The sequence below is a fragment of the Enterobacter sp. 18A13 genome (assembly GCF_007035975.1).
GTDB lineage: Bacteria > Pseudomonadota > Gammaproteobacteria > Enterobacterales > Enterobacteriaceae > Enterobacter > Enterobacter vonholyi.
Genome location: NZ_AP019634.1, coordinates 884,447 through 906,042, shown reverse-complemented (window position 1 = coordinate 906,042; position 21,596 = coordinate 884,447). Strand labels below are relative to the sequence as shown.

Annotated in this window: 20 protein-coding genes and 1 tRNA gene; 6 read left to right on the top strand and 15 right to left on the bottom strand. The window is 56.8% G+C overall.

Features of this window, described 5'->3' with window-relative positions:
- The first annotated feature begins 248 nt into the window (after window positions 1-248).
- Window positions 249-989, top strand: a complete 741-nt coding sequence (gene dpaA / locus FOY93_RS04295) for a peptidoglycan meso-diaminopimelic acid protein amidase (protein WP_111965861.1) — start codon at window positions 249-251, stop codon at window positions 987-989.
- On the opposite strand, the gene FOY93_RS04290 is transcribed toward dpaA, so the two are convergent.
- The gene (locus FOY93_RS04290; protein WP_111965862.1) at window positions 960-1,727 is read right to left on the bottom strand and encodes a class II glutamine amidotransferase; all 768 of its coding nucleotides are present in this window, start codon (window positions 1,725-1,727) and stop codon (window positions 960-962) included. The two genes, dpaA and FOY93_RS04290, sit on opposite strands and share 30 nt — an antisense overlap.
- A 46-nt stretch (window positions 1,728-1,773) precedes the next feature.
- Window positions 1,774-2,352 (bottom strand): D-sedoheptulose 7-phosphate isomerase, encoded by a 579-nt coding sequence (gene lpcA, locus FOY93_RS04285; RefSeq protein WP_021242877.1) that lies wholly within the window; start codon window positions 2,350-2,352, stop codon window positions 1,774-1,776.
- A 239-nt stretch (window positions 2,353-2,591) separates the two neighbouring features.
- Here lpcA and fadE point away from each other — a divergent pair, with 239 nt between their 5' ends.
- A complete protein-coding gene (gene fadE / locus FOY93_RS04280; RefSeq protein WP_136195224.1) occupies window positions 2,592-5,036 on the top strand; it encodes an acyl-CoA dehydrogenase FadE in 2,445 nt (814 codons plus the stop codon).
- A 108-nt stretch (window positions 5,037-5,144) separates the two neighbouring features.
- Window positions 5,145-5,915, top strand: a complete 771-nt coding sequence (locus FOY93_RS04275) for an amidohydrolase (protein WP_023343415.1) — start codon at window positions 5,145-5,147, stop codon at window positions 5,913-5,915.
- Between the two features lie 51 nt (window positions 5,916-5,966).
- On the opposite strand, the gene FOY93_RS04270 is transcribed toward FOY93_RS04275, so the two are convergent.
- The 9 genes from FOY93_RS04270 to dnaQ form a co-directional block, all read right to left on the bottom strand.
- Complete coding sequence (locus FOY93_RS04270) at window positions 5,967-7,568, bottom strand: gamma-glutamyltransferase family protein (protein ID WP_143345703.1); 1,602 nt, start codon at window positions 7,566-7,568, stop codon at window positions 5,967-5,969.
- Window positions 7,569-7,577: 9 nt separating this feature from the next.
- Window positions 7,578-8,453, bottom strand: coding sequence for an ABC transporter permease (locus tag FOY93_RS04265; RefSeq protein WP_028012069.1), 876 nt, complete (start codon window positions 8,451-8,453; stop codon window positions 7,578-7,580).
- Between the two features lie 2 nt (window positions 8,454-8,455).
- Window positions 8,456-9,397, bottom strand: coding sequence for an ABC transporter permease (locus tag FOY93_RS04260; protein ID WP_047174664.1), 942 nt, complete (start codon window positions 9,395-9,397; stop codon window positions 8,456-8,458).
- An 18-nt stretch (window positions 9,398-9,415) separates the two neighbouring features.
- Window positions 9,416-10,930 (bottom strand): ABC transporter substrate-binding protein, encoded by a 1,515-nt coding sequence (locus FOY93_RS04255; RefSeq protein ID WP_172621902.1) that lies wholly within the window; start codon window positions 10,928-10,930, stop codon window positions 9,416-9,418.
- Window positions 10,931-10,932: 2 nt separating this feature from the next.
- Window positions 10,933-12,015, bottom strand: a complete 1,083-nt coding sequence (locus FOY93_RS04250; RefSeq protein ID WP_133293828.1) for an ABC transporter ATP-binding protein — start codon at window positions 12,013-12,015, stop codon at window positions 10,933-10,935.
- A complete protein-coding gene (locus FOY93_RS04245; protein ID WP_133293827.1) occupies window positions 12,012-13,025 on the bottom strand; it encodes an ABC transporter ATP-binding protein in 1,014 nt (337 codons plus the stop codon). Before FOY93_RS04245 ends, FOY93_RS04250 begins: the two co-directional genes overlap by 4 nt.
- Window positions 13,022-13,741 carry a FadR/GntR family transcriptional regulator gene (locus FOY93_RS04240; RefSeq protein WP_023334601.1) on the bottom strand — a complete coding sequence of 240 codons (720 nt, stop codon included), beginning with the start codon at window positions 13,739-13,741 and terminating at the stop codon, window positions 13,022-13,024. Before FOY93_RS04240 ends, FOY93_RS04245 begins: the two co-directional genes overlap by 4 nt.
- Window positions 13,742-14,120: 379 nt before the next feature.
- Window positions 14,121-14,197, bottom strand: a tRNA-Asp gene (locus FOY93_RS04235).
- Window positions 14,198-14,329: 132 nt separating this feature from the next.
- Window positions 14,330-15,061 carry a DNA polymerase III subunit epsilon gene (gene dnaQ, locus FOY93_RS04230; RefSeq protein ID WP_048029949.1) on the bottom strand — a complete coding sequence of 244 codons (732 nt, stop codon included), beginning with the start codon at window positions 15,059-15,061 and terminating at the stop codon, window positions 14,330-14,332.
- Window positions 15,062-15,125: 64 nt separating this feature from the next.
- Between dnaQ and rnhA the strand changes: the two genes are divergently transcribed.
- Window positions 15,126-15,593, top strand: coding sequence for a ribonuclease HI (gene rnhA / locus FOY93_RS04225; protein WP_008500276.1), 468 nt, complete (start codon window positions 15,126-15,128; stop codon window positions 15,591-15,593).
- On the opposite strand, the gene FOY93_RS04220 is transcribed toward rnhA, so the two are convergent.
- Window positions 15,594-16,310, bottom strand: a complete 717-nt coding sequence (locus FOY93_RS04220; protein ID WP_143344665.1) for a class I SAM-dependent methyltransferase — start codon at window positions 16,308-16,310, stop codon at window positions 15,594-15,596.
- Window positions 16,311-16,342: 32 nt separating this feature from the next.
- Here FOY93_RS04220 and gloB point away from each other — a divergent pair, with 32 nt between their 5' ends.
- On the top strand, window positions 16,343-17,101 hold the full coding sequence (gloB, locus tag FOY93_RS04215) for a hydroxyacylglutathione hydrolase (protein ID WP_115874288.1): 759 nt from the start codon (window positions 16,343-16,345) through the stop codon (window positions 17,099-17,101).
- A 68-nt stretch (window positions 17,102-17,169) separates the two neighbouring features.
- On the top strand, window positions 17,170-18,534 hold the full coding sequence (gene mltD, locus FOY93_RS04210; RefSeq protein ID WP_115874287.1) for a murein transglycosylase D: 1,365 nt from the start codon (window positions 17,170-17,172) through the stop codon (window positions 18,532-18,534).
- A gap of 52 nt (window positions 18,535-18,586) precedes the next feature.
- On the opposite strand, the gene FOY93_RS04205 is transcribed toward mltD, so the two are convergent.
- The 3 genes from FOY93_RS04205 to FOY93_RS04195 all read right to left on the bottom strand — a co-directional run bounded on the left by FOY93_RS04205 (window position 18,587) and on the right by FOY93_RS04195 (window position 21,548).
- Window positions 18,587-19,360: a class I SAM-dependent methyltransferase gene (locus tag FOY93_RS04205; protein ID WP_136195222.1), complete on the bottom strand. Its 774-nt coding sequence runs from the start codon at window positions 19,358-19,360 to the stop codon at window positions 18,587-18,589.
- Between the two features lie 75 nt (window positions 19,361-19,435).
- Window positions 19,436-20,236, bottom strand: coding sequence for an endonuclease/exonuclease/phosphatase family protein (locus tag FOY93_RS04200; RefSeq protein WP_024909448.1), 801 nt, complete (start codon window positions 20,234-20,236; stop codon window positions 19,436-19,438).
- A gap of 136 nt (window positions 20,237-20,372) precedes the next feature.
- Window positions 20,373-21,548, bottom strand: a complete 1,176-nt coding sequence (locus FOY93_RS04195; RefSeq protein ID WP_136195221.1) for an MFS transporter — start codon at window positions 21,546-21,548, stop codon at window positions 20,373-20,375.
- Window positions 21,549-21,596 lie beyond the last annotated feature (48 nt).

Here is a 21,596-nt window from a genome sequence, read left to right as displayed (position 1 = left end):
ATTTTCCCCTTTCCGCGGGCAGGGTATCCGCCATTGCGCGTGCCAAATTGCGAGCTAATGCGCAAAGTTTCTGGAGCCATCGCAATTTTGATGGTTTATTAAGTAAAACTAATTTGTAAACTCACCGCCCGGCTCTTGCGAAAATCTATAGCGGTGCTAATGTGAGCGCTCCTAACAGAATAATCTGATTTCGGGTCTCTTTTGCCGTCCTGGCAAGTTGGTCATGGTTTTATCAAGGAACTAGTAGTATGCGTAAAATCGCATTGTTCATTGCGATGCTTCTGATTCCGTGCATGTCGTTTGCCGGACTGCTCAGCAGTAATAGCTCAACGACGCCGGTCAGCAAGGAATATAAACAGCAGTTAATGGGATCGCCGGTTTATATTCAGATCTTCAAGGAAGAGCGCACTCTCGATCTGTTTGTGAAGATGGGCGAGACATATCAGCTGCTTGATAGTTACAAAATTTGTAACTACTCCGGCGGACTGGGGCCAAAACAGCGTCAGGGCGATTTCAAAAGTCCGGAAGGGTTCTACAACGTTCAGCGCAGCCAGCTCAAGCCTGACAGCCGCTTCTATAAAGCCATTAACATCGGCTTCCCGAATGCCTATGACCGCGCACACGGTTATGAAGGTAAATATCTGATGATCCACGGTGCCTGCGTGTCTATCGGCTGTTATGCGATGACCGACTCCGGCATTGATGAGATTTTCCAGTTCGTGACGGGCGCGCTGGTCTTTGGGCAGCCTAACGTTCAGGTCAGCATCTATCCGTTCCGCATGACGGACGCCAACATGGCGCGTCACAAATATTCTTACTACGCGGATTTCTGGAAACAGCTGAAGCCAGGGTACGACTATTTTGAGCAGACCCACAAGCCGCCGGTGGTCTCTATCGTAGATGGCCGTTACGTGGTCAGCAAACCGCTGAGCCACGAAGTCGTCCATCCACAGCTGGCGTCAAATTACACGGTCCCCGAGACAAAATAGCACCCACTCGCCTGGCATAATCTTTTGCCAGGTTTCGTTGCCCGTCAGCGGCTGCGTTGCGATAACAGTGACCACATCGTTCGGTGTGGTCTCCTTCTGAAAATCTATCTCCACATCCTGATCGAGAAGCGTCGCAACGCCAAACGGCGCACGGCGGGTGATCCAGAACAGATTCGTCGAGCAGAACGCCATCACATAGCGGCCGTCAGAGAGCAGCATGTTGAACACGCCTTTTTCGCGCAGTTCAGTTGCCAGCGTCGCGATATATTTGAACACGGCAGTCATGTTGCCGGGCGTGCGGGGATAGCGCTCCGTCAGCTTGTGCAGCAGCCAGCAGAAGGCTTTTTCGCTGTCCGTTTCGCCAACAGGGCGAAAATTGCCCGTCTCCAGCGATTTATAGCCCGTGAGTTGCCCATTATGCGCATAGGTCCAGTTACGGCCCCACAGCTCGCGGGTAAACGGATGGGTATTTTCCAGCGCCACTTCGCCGCGGTTAGCCTGGCGGATGTGGGCGATCACCGAGCGGGACTTGATCGGGTAGTCCTGTACCAGTTTGGCAATCGGTGAATTAAAGCTGGGCTGTGGATCTTTGAACGTGCGACACCCTTTTCCTTCGTAGAAGGTGATGCCCCAGCCGTCTTTATGCGGCCCGGTTCCTCCACCGCGCTGCACCAGCCCGGTGAAACTAAAGCAGATATCGGTTGGCACATTCGCGCTCATCCCGAGCAGTTCGCACATACATCACCTCCACAACAGCGGGGGCAAGAATGCCCCCAGCGAAGTCTTACTTAGCCATCTCTTTTTCGATCAGCTGGATCAGGATGTGGATCACTTTGATGTGAATTTCCTGAATGCGGTCAGCATAACCGAAGTGCGGAACGCGAATTTCGACATCCGCCGTACCGTCCATCTTACCGCCATCTTTACCTGTCAGGGTGATGACTTTCATCCCTTTTTCACGCGCGGCGGCGATCGCTTTGATCACGTTGCCGGAGTTACCGGAGGTCGAAATCCCCAGCAGCACGTCGCCTTCACGGCCTACCGCTTCAACATAGCGGGAGAAGATGTGATCGTAACCGAAGTCGTTGCCCACGCAGGAGATATGGCTCACGTCGGAAATCGCAATCGCCGGGTAGCCAGGACGGTTTTCGCGATAGCGTCCGGTCAGCTCTTCTGCGAAGTGCATCGCGTCACAGTGAGAGCCGCCGTTACCGCAGGAGAGCACTTTGCCACCCGCTTTGAAGCTGTCGGCCAGCAGGACCGCTGCGCGCTGAATAGCGTGAATATTGGCATCATCTTTCAGAAAGTTAGCCAGCGTTTCCGCCGCTTCGTTCAGTTCGTTACGAATAAGATCCTGGTACATGAGGATAATCCTTCAGTATTGATGAAATAACACAGTGGAGTGTACCGGATAGCGGGAAAAGCGAGAAGCTAAAGCCATGCGAATCGTCCGGCGTTTTGATTTTTTGTGCCGGCTAAAACACGAACAATGTGAACCAGGTTGTAATTATTTTGTAAACACATTGCTAAAGGAATTCACATCAACTACAACCATATCATCACAAGTGGTCAGACCTCCTACAAGCAAGGGAGCTTTTCTTTATGATGATTTTGAGCATTCTCGCAACCGTTGTTCTGCTCGGTGTGTTGTTCTATCACCGCGTGAGTTTATTCCTGAGCAGCCTGATTCTTCTGGCCTGGACGGCTGCGCTTGGCGCCGCAGGTCTCTGGAATATCTGGCTTTTAGTCCCTCTTGCCATCATTCTTCTGCCGTTTAACTTTGCCCCGATGCGTAAATCAATGATATCTGCGCCGGTGTTCAAGGGCTTTCGCAAAGTGATGCCGCCAATGTCGCGTACCGAGAAAGAAGCGATTGACGCAGGCACCACCTGGTGGGAAGGCGATCTGTTCCAGGGCAACCCGGACTGGAAAAAGCTGCATAACTATCCGCAGCCGCGCCTCACCGCTGAAGAACAGGCCTTTATTGACGGCCCGGTTGAAGAAGCGTGCCGCATGGCAAACGACTTTGCCATCACCCATGAAATGGCCGACCTGCCGCCGGAACTGTGGGCGTACCTGAAAGAGCATCGCTTCTTCGCGATGATCATCAAGAAAGAGTACGGCGGCCTGGAGTTCTCCGCCTACGCTCAGGCCCGCGTCCTGCAAAAGCTGGCGGGCGTCTCCGGGATCCTGGCGATTACCGTTGGCGTGCCTAACTCCTTAGGCCCGGGCGAACTGCTGCAGCATTACGGTACTGAAGAGCAGAAAGATCACTACCTGCCGCGTCTGGCACGCGGTCAGGAAATCCCTTGCTTCGCGCTGACCAGTCCGGAAGCGGGCTCCGATGCGGGCGCAATCCCGGATACCGGCGTGGTCTGCATGGGCGAGTGGCAGGGCGAGCAGGTACTGGGTATGCGCCTGACCTGGAACAAACGTTATATCACCCTGGCGCCTATCGCCACCGTGCTGGGTCTGGCCTTTAAGCTCTCTGATCCGGAAAGACTGCTGGGCGGCGAAGAAGATCTGGGCATTACCTGTGCGCTGATCCCAACCTCTACCCCAGGCGTTGAAATTGGTCGTCGTCACTTCCCGCTGAACGTACCGTTCCAGAACGGTCCGACACGCGGCCAGGATATCTTTGTTCCGATTGACTATATCATCGGTGGTCCGAAAATGGCCGGTCAGGGCTGGCGTATGCTGGTGGAATGTCTGTCTGTGGGTCGCGGCATTACCCTGCCGTCGAACTCAACCGGCGGTCTGAAGTCTGTGGCGATGGGGATTGGTGCCTACGCGCACATCCGTCGTCAGTTCAAAATTTCCATCGGCAAGATGGAAGGTATCGAAGAGCCGCTGGCGCGTATCGCGGGCAATGCCTACGTGATGGACGCCGCAGCCACGCTGATTACCTACGGCATTATGCTGGGCGAAAAACCAGCCGTACTGTCGGCCATTGTGAAGTACCACTGTACCCACCGCGCGCAGCAGTCAATTATTGACGCGATGGATATCGCGGGCGGTAAAGGCATTATGCTCGGCGAAGGCAACTTCCTGGCGCGCGGCTATCAGGGCGCACCGATTGCCATCACCGTGGAAGGGGCAAACATCCTGACCCGCAGCATGATGATCTTCGGTCAGGGCGCAATTCGCTGCCATCCGTACGTGCTGGAAGAGATGGCCGCCGCGCAGAACAACGACGTGGATGCCTTCGATAAGCTGCTGTTCAAACATATCGGTCACGTGGGCAGCAACAAGGTACGTAGCTTCTGGCTGGGCCTGACGCGCGGCCTTACCAGCGCCACGCCGACCGGCGATGCAACCAAACGTTATTACCAGCATCTGAACCGTCTGAGCGCCAACCTGGCCCTGCTGTCTGACGTCTCCATGGCGGTGCTGGGCGGCAGCCTGAAGCGTCGCGAGCGTATCTCTGCCCGTCTGGGCGATGTGTTGAGCCAGATCTTCCTGGCCTCTGCGGTCCTGAAACGCTACGACGATGAAGGCCGTCAGGAAGCGGATCTGCCGCTGGTACACTGGGGCGTTCAGGATGCGATGTATCAGGCTGAACAGGCGATTGACGATCTGCTGGCAAACTTCCCGAACCGCTTCGTGGCGGGTGCCCTGCGCGCGGTGATCTTCCCGACCGGTCGTCACCATCTGGCGCCGTCCGACAAGCTGGACCACAAGGTGGCGAAGATCCTGCAGGTTCCGAGCGCAACCCGCTCCCGCATCGGTCGCGGTCAGTATCTGGCACCGACGCAGCATAACCCGGTGGGTCTGCTGGAAGAGGCGCTGCTGGACGTGATGGCTGCCGACCCGATTCATCAGAAGATCTGTAAACAGCTGGGCAAAAACCTGCCGTTTACCCGTCTGGACGAACTGGCAAAACAGGCGCTCGCAGGCGGTATTATCAATAAAGATGAAGCCGCTCTGCTGGTGAAAGCCGAAGAGAGCCGTCTGCGCAGCATTAACGTGGATGATTTCGAACCGGACGAGCTGGCGACGCAGCCGGTAAAGCTGCCGGAGAAGCACCGCAAACCTGAAGCGGCATAACGCGTTTCGCTTATACAAACCCCGCCTCGCGCGGGGTTTTTTATTGCCACATTTTCTCGTTATGTCGTGCTACAGTGTCAAAAAGTGGTCGTGTGAGGAGTCTGAATTGTGCCTGGTCTGAAGATTTCTATTTTGCAGCAACCTTTAGTGTGGATGGATGGCCCCGCCAACCTGCGCCACTTTGATCGTCAACTGGAAGACATTACCGGGCGTGATGTGATTGTCCTGCCGGAAATGTTCACCACCGGCTTCGCCATGGAAGCGGCAAAACAGTCAATGCCTCAGGATGAGGTGGTCGCCTGGATGCACGCCAAAGCGCAGCAGACCAACGCGCTGATTGCCGGAAGCGCCGCTCTGCAGACCGAACGCGGGCCGGTGAACCGCTTCCTGCTGGTGGAGCCGGAAGGGAAAGTGCATTTCTACGATAAACGCCACCTGTTCCGCATGGCGGATGAGCATCATCACTATGAAGCCGGTAACGAGCGCGTGGTGTTTGAATGGCGCGGCTGGCGTATTTTGCCGCTGGTCTGCTACGACCTGCGTTTCCCGGTGTGGTCGCGTAACCGCAACGATTACGACCTGGCGCTGTATGTTGCCAACTGGCCTGCACCGCGCTCCCTGCACTGGCAGTCGCTGCTGGTGGCGCGCGCGATTGAGAACCAGGCGTACGTGGTGGGCTGCAACCGCGTGGGGACGGACGGTAACGGGCATCACTATCGCGGCGACAGCCGGGTGGTGAATCCGCAGGGCGAGATCATCGCCACCGCCGAGCCGCACCAGGCAACGCGCATTGATGCCGAACTGTCGTTGACGGCGCTGAAGGAGTATCGGGAGAAGTTCCCGGCGTGGCAGGATGCGGACCCGTTTAGCATTGAGTGAAATTATCCCCTCACCCCGCCCCTCTCCCAAAGGGAGAGGGAGGATAAAATATTAACTCACCAGCGCCTGCCCGTCCTTGCGGCTTTCCGTCGCGGCCACGTAGTGTCCTTCCGGCAGGCGGTAAATTACCTGCGCGCCACCGAAGTTGTAATCATGAAGCGGATCTTCCACCACAATCTGATGTCCGCGCTCGCGCAGGGCGGCAATCGTGTTGCGATCGAACGTCGATTCAACGATCACCTCCCTGCCCTGCACCACGCGCCAGCGCGGGGCGTCGATTGCCGCCTGCGGGTTTTGCCCGTGCAGCATAATGCGCAGCGCCATCTGCATGTGCCCCTGCGCCTGCATCGGACCGCCCATCACGCCGAAGGACATCAGCGGCTGGCCGTTGCCGTCCATCGCAAAGCCCGGAATGATGGTGTGGAACGGGCGCTTGCTGCCCGCCAGCGCGTTCGGGTGATTGGGATCCAGCACAAACCCGCATCCCCGGTTTTGCAGGCTGATCCCGGTATCCGGCACCACAATGCCTGAACCGAAGCCCATGTAGTTGGACTGAATAAACGACACCATCATCCCGCTGGCGTCGGCGGTGCTGATGTAGACCGTGCCGCTCTGGGTCGGGGAACCGTAGACAAAATCGGACGCCTTGTCATGATCGATAAGCGCCGCGCGTGACTTCAGATAATGGTCGCTCAGCAGCTCTTTCGCCGCGAACGCCATATGGTCTTCATCCGCCACGTAGCGGTCGAGATCCGCCAGCGCCAGCTTCATCGCCTCAATGGACAGGTGCAGGGACTGCACGGAATCCGGATGATGCTTCTCAATGCCGCACTGCTCAAGAATGCCGAGCGCAATCAGCGTGGCGATCCCCTGGCCGTTTGGCGGCAGCTCCTGCACCGAACCGCCCGCGAAGTCGCGCGACAGCAGCTCTACCCAGTCCACGCGATGGCTCGCCAGATCCTCGGCCGTCAGGTGCGCGCCATGCTCTTTGGCGAAGGAAGCAATTTTCTGCGCCAGCTCACCGCGATAAAAAGCTTCGCCGTTGGTACGGGCGATCAGCTCCAGCGAGTTCGCCTGCGCCGGGTTACGGAAGATTTCCCCCACGCGCGGGGCGCGGCCTTCCGGCGCGAAACAGGCGCTAAAACCCGGCTGATCTTTCAGCTTGCTATAGCCGCGCTGCCAGAGATGCCCAATCAGCGGGGAGACCGGGAAACCGTTGCGCGCGTAGTCAATGGCGGGCTGCGCCAGCGTGGTCAGCGGCAGCGTGCCGAAGCGTTCCGCCAGCGCGACCCAGCCGGATACCGCCCCCGGCACGGTCACCGCGTCCCAGCCGATTTCCGGCACCGCGGTTTTACCGGCAAACAGATCCGCATGCCAGCTCGCAGGCGAACGACCGGACGCGTTCAGGCCGTGCAGCTTTTCGCCGTCCCAGACGATGGCAAAGGCGTCGCTGCCGATCCCGTTACCGGTCGGCTCTACCACCGTCAGCGCCATCGCGGTGGCAATGGCCGCATCAACGGCGTTGCCGCCCAGCTGCAGCATCTTCATCCCCGCCTGCGCCGCCAGGGGTTGCGACGTGGCAACAGCATTATGGCCCATCATTGGCGGGCGTCGTGAAGCGTAACCGGACGTAAAATCAAGCGCTTTGGTCATCATGACTCCTTAGTCGTGGCGCGGATCGAGCGCATCGCGCAGCCCGTCGCCAAGTAAATTAAAACCCTGCACGGCAAGGAAAATCGCCACGCCGGGGAAAACAGACATCCACGGCGCCTGCTCAAGAAACCCTTTCGCGGTGTTGAGCATTGAGCCCCAGGACGGATTAGGTGGCTGCTGCCCCAGCCCTAAAAACGACAGGCTGGCTTCGGCGATAATCGCTGAGGCAATTGCCAGCGTGGCCTGCACCAGGATCGGCGACATCACGTTGGGCAGGACGTATTTGATGATGATCCAGCGATCCGGCAGGCCAATCGCCCGCGCGCCGTCGATATACTCTTCGTTGCGAATAGCGATCACCTGACCGCGCGTCAGGCGGGCGAAGATCGGCATCGCCGAAAGACCGATGGCGATCATGGCGTTCGTCAGGCTCGGGCCCAAAAACGCTCCCAGCGCGATCGCCATGATCAGGAACGGACACGCCAGCAGCGCCTCGATAAACCGCGATATCACGCCGTCCCACATCTTCTGGAAGTAGCCCGCCACCAGCCCCAGCGGCACGCCGATAACCACCGCGATAACGACCGACATACAGCCCGCCATCAGCGAGGTGCGCGCCCCCCAGATAATGCGGGATAGAATGTCGCGCCCCAGCTCGTCGGTGCCGAACCAGTACATCGCTGAAGGCGCTTTGCGCACCGCGAGGAAGTTGGCTTTAACCGGGTCAAACGGGGCGATCCACGGCGCCAGCAGCGCCACCAGCACAAAGAAACCCACCACAAGCGCGCCAATCACCGCGCTTTTATTGGCGAGGAATTTCTTCAGCACCCGGTTCTGCGCGCGCGGCAGCGCGGGGGCTACGGTTTGCGTCGTCAGTTCCGCCATCGTTAACCTCGCATTTTCGGGTTGATAAGGACGTAAAGTACGTCGGCCAACAGGTTGAGCAGCAGGAAGCCGATCGCCACGATCAGCACCACGCCCTGCACCACCGCGTAGTCACGGTTGAAAACCGAGTCGACGATCATCTTGCCGAAGCCCGGAATGGTGAAAACCTGCTCGGTCAGCACCGCGCCGCCCAGCAGCTCGCCGAACAGCAGCGTGGTGAGGGTAATTACCGGCACCAGCGCGTTGCGAAAGGCGTGCTTCAGGATCACCGCTTTCGGCAGTAGCCCTTTCGCCCGCGCGGTGCGGATATAGTCCGCCTTCAGCACGGCAATCATCGAGGCGCGGGTGTGGCGCATCAGCGTTGCCGCGAGACCCGTTCCGAGCACGGATGCGGGGAGCAGCAGCGTGCGCAGGTTCTGGAGCGGATCTTCACTGAACGGCACATAGCCGGACGCGGGGAGCCACTGCAGGTTTACCGAAAAGACCAGAATCAGCAGGATCCCCAGCCAGAAGTGCGGGATCGAGATCCCCGAGATCGCCACGAAGTTCGCCCCGTGATCGACCCAGCTGTTTTTGTTCACCGCCGCGAGGATCCCCATGCTGATGCCAAACACCAGCGCGATAATCATCGCCAGCAGCGACAGCTCCAGCGTGACCGGCAGCTTGCTGGCGATCAGCTGCGTCACCGGTTCATGCGTACGTAAGGAGACGCCCAGATCGCCCTGCAGCGCCCGCGTCAGCCAGTGGAAATACTGCACGGGGATCGGCGCATCGAGATTCAGCTCCGCACGCAGCTGGGCGATGACCGCCGGATCGCGCTCCTCGCCGGCCATGGCGATCAGCGGGTCACCGGGCAGCAGCTTTTGCAGCCCGAATACCATCATGCTCACCAGCAGTAGCGTCGGAATAGCCAGCAGCAGACGTTTGCAAATCAGTTCCAGCATGGGTTCTCCTCAGGACGTTTATTTCGCCAGCGTCAAACCCGCCAGACGCACGATGCCGTCCGGGTATGGCTTAAAGCCCTGCACGCTTTTGTTCAGGCCAAAGATACGCGGCTCGAAATAGAGATAGGCAATCGGCATATCCGTTTGCAGCTGCTTCACCACCTTGTCGTACAGCGGCTGGCGCGCGGCCTGGTCGGTGCTCTGGCGCGCCTGGATCAGCCACTCATCGACCTGCGCGTTGCTGTAGCGACCGTCGTTAAGCGTGCCTTTGCTGTTGATAAAGCCGTAGATGCTGCCGTCCGGATCCGGGCGTCCCGACCAGCCGGAGAAGCTCAGTTGATAATCCCCGCTCTGCTGGCGGTCCAGCAGCGTGGCGAATTCGGTCATCTGCAGGTTCAGGTTAAAGCCCGCCTCGGCGACCATCGCCTGCAGCACCTGCCCCACCTGCTGAGAGGTTGGGTTGTTCGGCACCAGCAGGTTGACGGTCAGCGGCGCGGTGACGCCTGCCGCTTTGAGCAGGGCTTTGGCCTTGTCGACGTCACGCGGCGGAACCGGCAGATTCACGTGATACGGGCTGACCGGTGAAAACGCCTGGTTGGCTGGCGTATACAGCCCTTCAAAGACCACCTGGTTTAGCGCATCGCGGTCGATAGCCTGAGAAAATGCCTCGCGCACGCGGGCATCTTTGAACGGGTCGTTGGCCGGCACCTGGCCGTTGTTGATGTTGAAGGTAATGCCCTGATAGCCCAGGCCAGTTACCTTCGCCAGCGCCAGCTTGCTGTCGGCTTCGACGGTTTTCACGTCGCTGGCGGCGATGCCTTCGGTCAGGTCGAGATCCCCCGCGCGCAGGTTCGCCAGACGCACGGAGGCATCAGGGATCGGCAGATAGATAATTTTGTCGAAGTGGTAGGCGTCTTTGTTCCAGTAGTTATCGAAGCGGCTCAAAACGATGCGGTCCTGGGACACGCGGCTGTCGAATTTATACGGGCCGGAGCAGACCGGATGGGCGGCAAAGTCAGGCTTTTTTGCCGCTTCAGGGGCCATCATCGCGCCCGCGCGGTCGGTGAGCTGCATCAGCAGCGCGGCATCAGGCGTTTTCAGGTGCAGCGCAATCTGCATCGGGCCGGTGACCTCTACCGATTCAACGGAGGAGATCTCGCTTTTACGCAGGGAGCCTTTGAGGGTCAGGGCGCGGTCGAGGTTGTATTTCGCGGCGGCGGCATCGAATTTCTCTCCGTCATGGAAGGTGACGCCTTCGCGCAGATTGAGCGTCAGGGTTTTACCATCGTCACTCCACGCCCAGTCTTTGGCCAGACCGGGGACGACCTTCAGGTTTTCATCCACGTCCACCAGCCTGTCGCACAGGGAGGCAAAGACGAAGCGGCCATAGTAGGTACGCGCCAGATGCGGGTCGAGCATGTCCGGGTCTGCCCCGAGGCCAATACGAAGCACGCTTTCAGAATGGGCGGGCAGCGCCGCGCCAAGCAACATAACGCTTCCCAGTACGGTCAAAAGAGAATTACGGATTGTCATTATCATGAGTTCCTTGAAGGAAGGGACGAGTGGGTAACCGCGTGTTCAAACAGCGCGCGGCGGCGCAGAAATGCGGCGGATGGCGGTGCGATCTGAATAACGCTGCGATCGCGGTTGATCTCCTGCCAGCGGTGGCAGGCAACCTGACGTCCACCGTCGAGCACCTGATTGATCGGCTCGACCTGGCGGCATTCGTCGGTGACGTACGGGCAGCGGGTGTGGAAACGGCAGCCGGACGGCGGGCTGGCCGGGTTGGGCAGATCCCCCTGCAGCAGCGGCGCGTCGCGTTCAGCGCCCGGCTGCATCTGCGGCGCCGAGGCGATCAGCGCCTGAGTATAGGGGTGCAGCGGCGCGTCAAAAATCTCGTCAACGGTGGCGAGCTCGACGATTTGCCCGAGATACATGACCGCCACGCGATCGCTCATGTGGCGGATCACCGCCAGACCGTGGGCGACAATCACCATCGTCAGCCCCAGCTGGTTCTTCAGGCTCTCCAGCAGGTTAACCACCTGCGCCTGGACGGAGACGTCCAGCGCGGAAACCGGCTCATCCCCCAGCAGCAGCTTCGGTCCCGAGGCCAGCGCGCGCGCAATGCCGATACGCTGGCGTTGCCCGCCGGAAAACTCGTGCGGATAGCGCCCGGCCCAGGCGGCAGGCAAGCCTACGGTCTTAAGCAGTTCGGCGACGCGGTACTGACGGTCCGCTTTCTTCATGTTCTGGTGCAGCCACAGCGGCTCACCGACGATCTGCTCCACCGTCATGCGTGGGTTCAGGGACGCGAAGGGATCCTGAAAGATGATCTGCAGCTCGCGGCGGAGCTGATTGAGGCGCGCGCCCGAGGCGTGGGTGATCTCTTCCCCCTGATAAAATACGCGCCCTTCGCTGGCGGCCAGCAGGCGCAGCAGCAGACGGCCAAGCGTGGATTTTCCGGAACCGGACTCGCCGACAATCGCCAGCGTTTCGCCCGGCATGACGGCAAGCGACACGCGATCGACCGCCGTGACAAACCGCGCCGGAGTAAAGAGCTTTTTGGGGCCTGGGAAAAGCTTGCTGAGGTCACGGGCTTCAAGTATGGGCGTGGTCATGCGGTCTCTCCCAGGGCAATGTGATGTTCGAGCGGCACGCGGAAGCAGGCGACCCGATGGCCCGCGCCGAGCGTGGTGAGCTGCGGTTTTTCATCATGGCAGCGCGACTGCGCAAACGGGCAGCGCGTCGCAAAACGGCAGCCTTGCGGCATGGATTCCGGGAGCGGGACCGCGCCGGGAATGGTGGAGAGCTGGCCCTTGCGTGCGCCAAGGGAGGGAATCGAGCCCATCAGGCCGATGGTGTAAGGGTGCTGCGGATCGGCAAATATCGCCTCGACGCTTCCCTGCTCTACCACCTGTCCGGCATACATCACCGCTACCTGCTGGGCGACTTCTGCCACCACGCCCAAATCGTGGGTGATCATCAGTACCGCCGTGCCGGTTTCTTCTTTTAAGGTGTTGAGCAAGGCGAGGATTTGCGCCTGGATGGTGACGTCGAGCGCAGTGGTCGGTTCGTCGGCAATCAGCAGTTTGGGGTGGTTAATCAGCGCCATTGCAATCATCACCCGCTGGCGCATGCCGCCGGAAAGCTGGTGAGGATAAGCCTTGAGGCGCATCTCTGCCGCTGGGATCTGCACTTTCTCGAGGATCTGCAGCGCGACCTTCATCGCCTCTGCGCGCGAGACGTTCTGGTGTCGCATAACCGCTTCGCTCAGCTGATCCCCCAGCGTAAATGCCGGATTGAGCGAGGTCATCGGCTCCTGAAAAACCATCGCCAGCTCGCTGCCGCGCAGGTCGGCATATTCCCGCAGCGAGAGCTTGCGCAGATCGTGGCGGCGAAACAGCATCTCCCCGCTGACGATCCGTGCGCTGGCGGGCAGTAACCCCATCAGCGCCAGGGAGGTGATACTTTTCCCACAGCCGGATTCTCCCACCAGCGCCAGCGTTTCGCCCGCCCTGACGGTCAATGAGATACCGTCAAGCACGCTAACCGGCGAGCCCGCGAACGTAACGTTGAGGTTTTGTACTTGCAGTACGGGCGTGGCGTCCTTAAAGGGGATTGTCGTCATGGCGTGAAGTCGTCCTCAAGGTGGATCGCCTGAATCAGGGCGGTTTGCAGGCTGAGCAGGTGTTCGCGCATGGCGGCCGCGGCTTCATTAGGCTGGCGATGGATAATCGCAGACATGATCTTATGGTGGTGGTCGTTATAGCTGTCGACACGTTCGGGCGTGCGGGCTAATTCACGAAGATGCTGCCAGCCCGGTTCGCGCCGAACGGCATCAATGGCATCAAACAGGCCGAGCATCAGGCGGTTGCCCGCAGCCTCGGCAATAGCCCGGTGAAAGGCGCTATCCCAGAGTTCGTTGAGATCGCGGTCGTCCGGGCTGACCTTGTCGATGCGTTCCAGCATGCGCTGCATAAGCGCGAGGTTTTCCCTGGTGGCACGCAGTGCCGCAAGCCGGGCTAAGCCGGGTTCGAGCTGTAGACGAGCTTCCATCACTTCCAGAAGGTTGGTCTGTTGAACCAATCCCTGAAGGGCCAGCGGTTCAACAGGTGCCGCCGGGCCAATAAAGGTCCCTTTGCCCTGCTTACGCCAGATGCGCCCCTCTTCTTCCAGCACATCCAGCGCACGACGCACTTCACGTCGTCCTACGCCGAGTGTGTCCGACAGCTCACGTTCCGTGGGCAGCGGTATGCCTGGTGTTGACTCGTGCTGGTTGATAAGCCCGCGCAACTGCTCAAGCGCGGTGCTGGAATTGGCCAGAAACCGTGACGGTTTTTCCATATTGGTTCGCTCGCTTTCATCATGACTTTATTTTTATTAACGATAAGTTATTGATATGGAATGACGCTTATCGTGCTAATGATTAAGCAATAAACAAACCAATACTGAATTGGTTCGGTCTTTTTTTGGGGCGCGGGAGATAACCAAATGATTCTGCGTCAATTATTTTTACAGAAAGACACATTCGGAATGAGGTCTGAAGAGAGGCATGGTGGCAAAATGCACAACAACAGTGCGAATAATGCACTACATCTGTGCAATTGTTAATTAATTGCACTATAGATATTAACTTTTTGTTAATAGCGAGAGAGAGGATAAGATTACAGAACGCTGAAACGACGAAGGCCTGAATCATTTCTGATTCAGGCCTTCTGAATAGTGGCGGAACGGACGGGACTCGAACCCGCGACCCCCTGCGTGACAGGCAGGTATTCTAACCGACTGAACTACCGCTCCACTGTTCCCGTTTGGGGAACGAGGCGCATATTACGGTGCGCCTCCGATCTCGTCAACGCTTTTTCTCGCGTTTTGAATCGTTTGCTGCAAAAATCGCCCAACCGATGATTTTACAGGCATTCCGGCGTTTTTTCAGGCACGCCAGAGACAGCTGCCGCCCTTCTTCTGCACCAGATCAAGACGGGATTCGTGGTTAAGCAGCTCTTCGTCACTGGCTAAAACAACCCGTAGCCGACTGGCCTGACGAACAACACGCTGAATGCCCGCTTCGCCCTGCGTCTGCTGAGACTCATTTTCCATACTGAACTTCATTGACGTCTGCCCGCCGGTCATCGTCAGATAGACATCGGCCAGGATCTGGGCATCGAGCAACGCCCCGTGGAGCGTTCGCTTGGTATTGTCTATCTCGTAGCGCGAGCAGAGTGCATCCAGGCTGTTACGCTTGCCGGGGAACATCTTCCTTGCCAGCGCGAGACTGTCCGTCACCTTACAGAAGGTGTTCGTCTTCGGGATATCACGATTAAGCTTGCTGAATTCATAGTCCATAAAGCCGATATCGAACGAGGCGTTATGGATGACAAGCTCGGCGCCCTTGATGTATTCCAGGAACTCGTCAGCCACATCCGCAAACGTCGGCTTATCCAGCAAGAACTCATCGGCAATCCCGTGAACGCCGAACGCTTCGGGGTCCACCAGCCGATCGGGCTTGAGGTAAACGTGGAAGTTGTTCCCCGTAAGACGACGGTTCACCACTTCAACGGCGCCGATCTCGATGATCTTATGCCCTTCGTAGTGCGCGCCGATCTGGTTCATACCGGTGGTTTCGGTATCGAGGACGATCTGGCGAGTAATTGCAGTGCTCATAGCGGTCATTTATGTCAGACTTATCGTTTAACTGAACGTTTCGAATACAGGAAGTCTACCAGAGATGCGTAAACAGGTAGAAATTTTCACCGATGGATCTTGTCTCGGTAACCCAGGGCCCGGCGGCTACGGCGCGATTATGCGCTATCGCCAGCACGAAAAAACCTTTAGTGAAGGCTATTTTCTGACCACCAACAACCGGATGGAGTTGATGGCGGCCATCGTGGCGCTGGAGGCATTAAAAGAACATTGTGACGTGGTGTTAAGTACCGACAGTCAGTACGTGCGTCAGGGGATCACCCAGTGGATCCATAACTGGAAAAAACGCGGCTGGAAAACCGCCGATAAGAAACCGGTCAAGAACGTCGATCTCTGGAAACGTCTTGATGCTGCGCTGGGTCAGCACCAGATTAAATGGGAGTGGGTTAAAGGGCACGCCGGCCATCCGGAAAACGAACGTTGTGACGAGCTGGCGCGTGCGGCGGCCGCTAACCCTGCGCATGAGGACGCGGGCTATCAGCCCGAATCCTGATCACGGCTTTTTGTATTGCCGCGTGGCGCCAACGGTCTGGCGGATTGGCGTTTTCGATTTGCTCTGCTTTATGGGGTTAAGCGTAAGGGGAATGGTTCGCTTACGCGCGACGATAAACTGCAAACAGCCCAGGGCGGGGAGATGGGTGCTCAGCACCACGCCACCCTGACGCGCCCAGGGCAGCACCTGAAAACCACCGTAGCAGAGCACTTCAAAGTTCAGCAGTGAAAGCCAGTCGAGCTGGCGCATCATGGTGAACATCCGGCTGTTGTAAGGTGGATTCCTGCGTAGCACCGGCACCAGCTTACGCAGCCCCATCAGGCTTAACGGATTGAATCCGCTAAGTACCAGCCAGCCGTCATCAATAAGCACGCGATCGGCTTCACGAAGCAGACGATGCGGATCGCTGCACCAGGGCAGCGTGTGAGCGAGTAAACACGCATCAACGGATTTTTCCGCAAACGGCAGATGCAACGGATCTGCTTTTACCTGAACCGGCGATCCGCCGAGAGAGACGTTGACCTGATGCGAGATAGCGCAGCTTTCGGTATTGATTTCCGCGCTGAGATTGCCAATCTTAAGCAGGTGAAAGCCATACATTTTCGCGAGCCAGGGCTTCAGCTGTTGTTCTAACGCTTCGCGATAATATTCACCCCAGGGCAATTCCGCCCAACGTTCCGGTGCTGCGACAGTCTGAGGTATCCTTGCCGGTTTCATCAAAACACCCGCCACGCTATAAGAGGTAATGTATGAATCTTATCAGTATTCCAGCGTTTCAGGACAATTACATCTGGGTTTTGGTTGACGACGATCGTCGATGCGTCATTGTCGATCCCGGAGAATCGGCCCCTGTTCTGCGCGCAATAAAAGAGAACGACTGGCAGCCAGAAGCCATTCTGTTGACGCATCATCATAACGATCACACTGGCGGCGTGCCTGAACTGCACGCTCATTTTCCGCATCTTGTGGTTTACGGACCGGCAGAAGCACAAGATAAGGGAATCACGCATGTAGTCGAAGAAGGCGAAAATATCCTCATACGTGAGTGGGAGTTTTCCGTATTTGCTACACCGGGTCACACTTTGGGACATCTGTGTTTCTACAGTAAGCCTTATCTTTTTTGCGGCGATACCCTGTTCTCCGGAGGCTGCGGAAGATTGTTTGAAGGTACGCCAGCGCAAATGTACCAGTCTTTACAGAAGATTAACGCATTGCCCGATGACACCGTTATTTGTTGCGCTCATGAGTATACATTAGGAAATATGAAGTTTGCCGTCAGCCTGTTGCCTGAGGATCGGGCGATTCAGGATTATTATCACAAAGTGAAGGAGTTACGTGCAAAAAACCAAAAAACACTCCCCGTAATTCTGAAAAACGAGCGCCAAATTAATTTATTTTTACGAACAGATGATACTGATTTAATTAATAAAATTAACCAAGAAACAAATTTGCAACAACCAGAACAGCGATTTGCATGGTTAAGGTCAAAGAAAGATAACTTCAGATAATTGCGGGTTGCCTTTTCAAAATTTCGCCGTTATCATCGCTCGTCTTTTAAGCAACTATTGACACACACATGAAGGCAAAAGCGATATTACTCGCCTCTGTCCTGCTTGTAGGTTGCCAGTCACAGAATGGCAGCAACGTACAACAGCACGCACAGAGCCTTTCTGCAGCTGGTCAAGGGGAAGCAGGGAAGTTTGCAAGTTCGGCGCGCTGGATGGACGATGGAACATCTTTCGCGCAGGATCAAGACTTGTGGACCTCTATTGGCGACGAGCTAAAGATGGGAATTCCGGAAAATACCCGGATTCGCGAACAGAAACAGAAGTATTTAAGAAATAAGAGCTATCTCCACGATGTAACGTTACGGGCAGAGCCGTATATGTACTGGATAGCCGGGCAAGTTAAGAAACGTAACATGCCTATGGAGCTGGTACTCCTACCCATAGTGGAGAGCGCTTTTGACCCACACGCGACGTCTGGCGCCAATGCCGCAGGCATTTGGCAGATCATTCCGAGCACAGGGCGAAACTATGGTCTGAAACAGACCCGCAACTATGATGCGCGTCGCGATGTTGTCGCTTCAACGACAGCAGCTCTCGACATGATGCAACGTCTGAACAAGATGTTTGACGGCGACTGGCTGTTAACGGTCGCAGCGTACAATAGCGGCGAAGGTCGTGTACTGAAGGCAATGAAAGCGAATAAAGCACGGGGTAAATCCACCGATTTTTGGTCGCTCTCACTGCCACAGGAAACAAAGATTTACGTACCGAAAATGCTGGCTTTGAGCGATATTCTCAAGAACAGCAAGCGTTATGGTGTACAACTGCCAACACCAGACGAAAGTCGTGCACTGGCGCGTGTTCGCCTCAGCAATCCAGTTGATATTCAACAGGTTGCTGATATGACGGGTATGTCGGTAAGTAAATTGAAAACCTTTAATGCTGGCGTTAAAGGCTCAACCCTGGGGGCAAGTGGCCCGCAGTATGTAATGGTTCCGCAGAAACATGCTGACCAGTTACGTGAGTCTTTAGCTTCTGGTGAAATCGCCGCCGTTCAGTCAACGCTGATCGCGGATGCATCATCAGTCAACAGCCGCAGCTATAAGGTTCGTTCAGGTGATACGCTTTCGGGCATTGCGTCACGTCTTGGCGTGAATGCGAAAGATCTGCAGCAGTGGAATAATCTGCGCAGCTCCGGCCTGAAAGTGGGTCAGACTCTGACGGTAGGTGCAGGTAGCAGCGCACAGCGTCTCGCCAGCAACAGCGATAGCATTACCTATCGCGTGCGCAAGGGCGATTCACTATCCAGTATCGCAAAACGACACGGCGTAAACATCAAGGATGTGATGCGCTGGAACAATGATACTGACAATCTGAAACCTGGCGACCAGCTGACGCTGTTTGTGAAGAACAGCGCTACGCCAGACTCCTGATAGCACGATCGAAAGATAAAAAGGCACCGATTCCCCTCGGTGCCTTTTTTGTTTAAGCCGCTTTTTGCGCTTCAGCCATGATGGTATCGCTGGTGAATGAACCATCGTTTTGCAGTTCAAAGTACGCCTTTACCTCCGCGGATGCACTCTCCTGATACAGCCTGATCGCCTGACTTAATGCTTCCGGGGTGCGCATACGCGCTATCCACGAGCTAAACTCCAGCGGCAAACGGTCTGTGATTAACGAGCGTGTAATCAGTCCCGCTTCCGTGATAAGCGACAACCACTCTCCGCTGGAGTAGTTTTGCACGTGCGAGGTATCGCGCAGCGCTTCTACCGTTTGCAGCCAGATATTGCGCACCGGATGCCCAGGTGACATCACATCCATAATGATGAATGTGCCGCCCGGCTTCAGAACGCGTTTGACCTCTCGTAATGCCTGGCCGACATCATGCCAGTGGTGCGCGGAATAACGGCTGATAACCACCTCAAACGACGCATCATCAAACGGTAAGGATTCGGCATAGCCCTGGCGCGTATTAATGTTGTTCAGCCCCTTCGCTTTCGCCGCCTCGGCAACAACGTCCAGCATCTGGCTGGATAAGTCATACGCGGTAACGTGCGCCACCTGCTGCGCAGCCGTAAAGCTGGCATGCCCAGCCCCGCAGCCTAAATCCAGAACGTGCGCCTGCGGAAATGCCGACAGGCGCTCACCGAGACGCACCAGATCGCGACCTGAAGCGTGCACGGCGCTGCTCAGATAGGCATTTGCCTGAGAACCAAACTGTTTTTCTACGTTGTCATGATGGGAGTGTGTTGTTGTCATCGTACTGTCCTTTGTGAGTGAAAAATAAAGGGCAGCACCCGCGCAGGCCTGCCCCACGGCAGACCTGACACACCATTATTTATCAGGTTTGCCGGGACTGAATTCGACTAGTAGAGGATTATGATCCGAGGCGCGAGTCACCAGAACAGAGGCATCGTGCACGCTCAAACCACGATAGAAGACAAAATCGAGAGGACGACCAAAGGCTTTTTTGCGCTGGTCATCGCTAAAACGAACCTCACGCAACGACATTTCGCGCGCAAAGCGATAGAGCGCATTCATGCGCGGACGGCTCCAGGCATTGAAATCGCCGGCCATAATGATGGGCCCGCTGTGATGCGCTATCTGATCGCCAATGGGAAGTAACTGCTTACTGTAGACATCCACGCCCAGGCTGAAGTTTACCGCATGGATATTCACAACCATCAGCATTCGGGTATCCGGCAGCGGATAGACCGTCACCAGCGCCGATTTCGCCAGACGCAGGATAGGCTCGCGTTCGCGCAGCGGACAGCAATAGACGGGATGTGCTGCAGAAAGCGTCATCACGCCTGAGGGATGCTGAGGCAAAACAAAGGCGGGTACCTGGTCGGCGGCAAGATAGTTCGTGGTGGCAAACCGTACCAGCTCCGGGGTGGTTTGCGCCTCCTGGAGCAGAACCAGGTGGGCATCTTTTCCAAAATTCTTGAGTACCGATAACCATTCGGCACGCTGCTGCTTAAAGATATTCCACACCAGTACGCGGATTTTTTCATCGCTGCTTAACGGCGTGCCGGCGGGTAATGCCTGGCTTATGCTCGCAAATGACCCCGGAGGCAAGATCCTCTCCGCGGGCATTCCGGCAACATAACGCATGGCATAGGTATTTTTTCGCACTTTTGGAAACAGCCTCTGTAACATGAACCAGTCCGGAAAACGGACTGGTTCTAATGTTATAGGGACTTTAGGTCACACTTTCAACGCAATTTCTGAGAAACCGCTTTCCAGTTTTGTAAGCAAGCGCTTACTGATGTTAACCCAGCGCGACGCGGGCGGGTTTATCAAGACGTCCGCTCAGACCAATCAACAGGAAAGCGACCAGGACAATCACCGCGCCAATCCATGGCGTCTGGGTTAATCCGAAATGTTCGACGGTTTGCCCACCAATGATGGAGCCCAGCGCGATACCAATATTAAAAGCGGCAATATTCAGGCCGGACGCCACATCCACCGCATTGGGCGTATAAAGCTCGGCTTTTTGTACAACGTAGACCTGAAGCCCGGGCACATTACCAAAGGCGAAGATCCCCATGACCAGCACGGTGACCAGCGCGGCGTAGTGTATCGAAGCCGTGAACTGGAAAATCATCAACAGAACGACCAGCGCGGCGAAGATGAATTTCAGCGCCGGTACCGCACCATGCTTATCCGCAAGCTTGCCGCCCCAGATATTGCCAATCGCAACGGAAATACCGTATCCCAGCAAAATCCAGCTCACGGCATTGGGGGAGAAACCCGCCAGGTCCTGCATCATCGGTGCAAAGAAAGTGAAGGCGGTGAATACGCCGCCATAGCCCAGCGCAGTAACCGCGTAGATGATCAGCAAACGCGGATGCGTGAGTACCTTCAGCTGATCGCTCAGGCTGGCGCTGGCCCGGCCAGGAATATTCGACGGCACCAGCAGCAGGCTGGTCACCAGGGCAATGACGCCCAGTAAGGAGACGGCCAGGAACGTTTCACGCCAGCCGAAGTGTTGTCCGATAAACGTGCCCAACGGTACGCCCGTGACGAGTGCAACGGTCAGCCCACCGAACATGATCGCAATGGCGGAGGCCGCTTTCTCTTTGGGTACCAGGCTGGTTGCAATAGTGGAACCAATCGAGAAGAACACCCCGTGCGCAAGGCCGGTCAACAGACGGGCAATCACCAGCGTGGTGTAGTCCGGTGCCTGCCAGGCCAGAATGTTGCCGGCGGTGAACAGCACCATCAGCGCGACTAACAGCTGCTTACGCGGAAAACGCCCGGTCAGTGCCGTCAGCACTGGCGCCCCGACGGCGACGCCCAGGGCGTAGATAGACACCAACAGTCCGGCAGAGGGTAACGAGATCGCAAGCTGGTTAGCAATAGTGGGAACCAGCCCCACGATAACAAATTCGGTCGTGCCAATTGCAAAGGCACTGATCGTCAGGGCAAGTAGCGCCAGTGGCATAAAATACTCCGTATCATCATGATTAAGATGACAGGCAGTATGCGCCAG

Coding starts and splice junctions, on each gene's coding strand:
- dpaA (WP_111965861.1), top strand. CDS start 249: ATGCGTAAAATCGCATTGTTCATTGCGATGCTTCTGATTCCGTGCATG.
- FOY93_RS04290 (WP_111965862.1), bottom strand. CDS start 1,727: ATGTGCGAACTGCTCGGGATGAGCGCGAATGTGCCAACCGATATCTGC.
- lpcA (WP_021242877.1), bottom strand. CDS start 2,352: ATGTACCAGGATCTTATTCGTAACGAACTGAACGAAGCGGCGGAAACG.
- fadE (WP_136195224.1), top strand. CDS start 2,592: ATGATGATTTTGAGCATTCTCGCAACCGTTGTTCTGCTCGGTGTGTTG.
- FOY93_RS04270 (WP_143345703.1), bottom strand. CDS start 7,568: ATGACCAAAGCGCTTGATTTTACGTCCGGTTACGCTTCACGACGCCCG.
- FOY93_RS04265 (WP_028012069.1), bottom strand. CDS start 8,453: ATGGCGGAACTGACGACGCAAACCGTAGCCCCCGCGCTGCCGCGCGCG.
- FOY93_RS04260 (WP_047174664.1), bottom strand. CDS start 9,397: ATGCTGGAACTGATTTGCAAACGTCTGCTGCTGGCTATTCCGACGCTA.
- FOY93_RS04255 (WP_172621902.1), bottom strand. CDS start 10,930: ATGACAATCCGTAATTCTCTTTTGACCGTACTGGGAAGCGTTATGTTG.
- FOY93_RS04250 (WP_133293828.1), bottom strand. CDS start 12,015: ATGACCACGCCCATACTTGAAGCCCGTGACCTCAGCAAGCTTTTCCCA.
- FOY93_RS04245 (WP_133293827.1), bottom strand. CDS start 13,025: ATGACGACAATCCCCTTTAAGGACGCCACGCCCGTACTGCAAGTACAA.
- FOY93_RS04240 (WP_023334601.1), bottom strand. CDS start 13,741: ATGGAAAAACCGTCACGGTTTCTGGCCAATTCCAGCACCGCGCTTGAG.
- dnaQ (WP_048029949.1), bottom strand. CDS start 15,061: ATGAGCACTGCAATTACTCGCCAGATCGTCCTCGATACCGAAACCACC.
- rnhA (WP_008500276.1), top strand. CDS start 15,126: ATGCGTAAACAGGTAGAAATTTTCACCGATGGATCTTGTCTCGGTAAC.
- FOY93_RS04220 (WP_143344665.1), bottom strand. CDS start 16,310: ATGAAACCGGCAAGGATACCTCAGACTGTCGCAGCACCGGAACGTTGG.
- gloB (WP_115874288.1), top strand. CDS start 16,343: ATGAATCTTATCAGTATTCCAGCGTTTCAGGACAATTACATCTGGGTT.
- mltD (WP_115874287.1), top strand. CDS start 17,170: ATGAAGGCAAAAGCGATATTACTCGCCTCTGTCCTGCTTGTAGGTTGC.
- FOY93_RS04205 (WP_136195222.1), bottom strand. CDS start 19,360: ATGACAACAACACACTCCCATCATGACAACGTAGAAAAACAGTTTGGT.
- FOY93_RS04195 (WP_136195221.1), bottom strand. CDS start 21,548: ATGCCACTGGCGCTACTTGCCCTGACGATCAGTGCCTTTGCAATTGGC.